Genomic DNA, 1,968 nt, shown 5'->3' with positions numbered 1-1,968 from the left:
GTTCAAGCGGCTGTCTGCCTGTGCCATCTGCCTGATGAGGCTGTTGCCGTTTTCGGTGAGAAGGCGATAAAGCATTTCGCGAATCACCAGCGGAGCGAGCGCTTCGATATCCCGTGGCCTGTCGAGCAGCCCGGCCAGCCGAACCGCGGCATCCAGCAGTTCTGGAGTCGTATCGTTGAGCGTAATGCCTGCCGGCGGTGCACTGACGCTCTCTTCTCTTAGCGGATGGCGCAGCGCAAGTTCACTCAATACAGCGGTATCGAGATCCAGCGCCAGGCACAGATAAGGAACAGCCTCACTCGCCTCGATGACCGAGCCCATCACCGGAAGGTCTACCGATGCAATCAGGTACTTGGCCGGATCGTAAACATAGGCGGTAGTACCCAGCATCGCTTGTTTACGTCCCTGGGCGACAAGGCAGAGTGTCGGCTCGTACACCACCGGCATAGGCATCGTGGGCGAAGCGGAGCGAATCAGGCTGACACCCGGAATCGCGGTGCTGTGGATGCCGTCATTCCGGGCGTGACGACCAACGATATCGACAAGCTTGGAAAGGGAATTCAAACACAACTCCATCACGTGGGGATTCGGCGGTTAAACATCTGGCCTATCGGATGATCAAGCAAGAAATCAGGACGATCCTGCAACAGCCCTCCTCCGCTCGTAAGTCACACTTCAGATGAGGCCCAGAGATACTGCTGGCCAAACCCGCGCCGGTTCTTGCCAAAGCCTCATATAGAACAACGGCGTGTGGGAACGCAACTAGCGGCTTACAGATAACAACAACGGCCCACCCAACTCGACGGGGCTCATCCGACAGATTAAGGAGCACAGGAAATGACGCTTGTTCAACGCCTCTCTACAGCGCTAGCACTGATCCTTACCACCGTCATCGCAGGGCCGGCGCCCGCCGTGGCCAGCGAACCGACTACGGAACGCAATCGACAATTCATCGCGCAAGCGTTCAACCAGTGGGCTCAGGGCGGCCGGACGTTCTTCACAGATGTCCTGGCTCCCGATGTGATCTGGACAATCAAGGGGACGAGCCCTTCGGCGGGCACTTATCGGGGCCGAGATGACTTCCTGAAACGCGCAGTCCAACCCTTCGCAAAACGGCTCGCCTCGCCCGTCCGCCCGACGGTGACGGATATCTGGGCTGAAGGCGATGACGTCGTCGTGCACTGGGACGGCACCGCCACCGCAGCTGACGGCGCGCCTTATCGCAACAGCTACGTATGGATTATGCGCATGCGAAATATGCAGGCAGTTGAAGTCACTGCCTTTCTGGACCTGGTGCCTTACGACGACGTTATCAGGCGAATTCCGCTTGAAGCGGGCGATGTGAATAGATAAGCCTGCCAGAATCGGCTGAAGGATCTGCCTGTAGGAAACTGCGAGATATTACGTGTGGGCATGTCACCGGATGTCGGTTTTCGGCCAGAAGCGCACTTTTGACTTAGGCCGTTTTCGACCCACACAAGCGGCCGCGAAGCGAAAAGAATGTCAAAAGCAGACGCCGAAAGTAAGGCACACCTAAGTGCGCAGAATATCATCAAGCAGACGCGCGCTAAAAAGGCGAAGGAATCGCGGCTAAGAGAACTCAGCCAGCTCTATCAGCTCGAACGCGTTTAACTCTCGGCTTTGGAGGATACAAAAAATGCTTAATATCAGTTATCCAATCTGGACATCTACTTGGTTCAGAGTTTTCAACGTACGCCAATGCGAACTTTATCTTGAAGCCATCCTTGTCAAAGAGCTTTTCTAAAATAAGCTTATCAGAGCTTCTAAGATTCAAAGCCAGCCCTGAAGGCAGATTAAAGTCAGTGACCGCTAGCGGCTCTGATAGTTCGGCGAAAATTTCTTGATATAGCTCATCTTTCTCAAATATAGCCAGCGTATCTAGAAAAGACACTGCATCCAGTGAATCCTCTATTTCTGTGGGAGGAAAAAAAAACCGAGTTAGTAGTA

At 54.3% G+C, this 1,968-nt stretch carries 3 protein-coding genes; 1 reads left to right on the top strand and 2 read right to left on the bottom strand.

From position 1 onward, the window contains the following. Positions 1–564, bottom strand: a 564-nt coding sequence (locus OQK_RS22400; RefSeq protein ID WP_016774377.1) for an AraC family transcriptional regulator, incomplete at its 3' end; no start/stop codon positions are given. A gap of 273 nt (positions 565–837) precedes the next feature. On the opposite strand from OQK_RS22400, the gene OQK_RS22395 reads away from it, so the two are divergent. Beyond that, positions 838–1,353: a nuclear transport factor 2 family protein gene (locus OQK_RS22395; protein WP_016774376.1), complete on the top strand. Its 516-nt coding sequence runs from the start codon at positions 838–840 to the stop codon at positions 1,351–1,353. Between the two features lie 247 nt (positions 1,354–1,600). On the opposite strand, the gene OQK_RS30590 is transcribed toward OQK_RS22395, so the two are convergent. Further along, positions 1,601–1,968: hypothetical protein (locus OQK_RS30590; protein WP_238537246.1), on the bottom strand; the 368-nt coding region annotated here is incomplete at its 5' end.

The organism is Pseudomonas sp. R62, assembly GCF_000257605.1.
Classification (GTDB): domain Bacteria; phylum Pseudomonadota; class Gammaproteobacteria; order Pseudomonadales; family Pseudomonadaceae; genus Aquipseudomonas; species Aquipseudomonas atacamensis.
This window is presented reverse-complemented; position numbering and strand designations above follow the sequence as displayed.

Bases quoted from the DNA above. Each gene is read 5' to 3' on its own strand.
- OQK_RS22395 (WP_016774376.1), top strand. From the start codon at position 838: ATGACGCTTGTTCAACGCCTCTCTACAGCGCTAGCACTGATCCTTACC.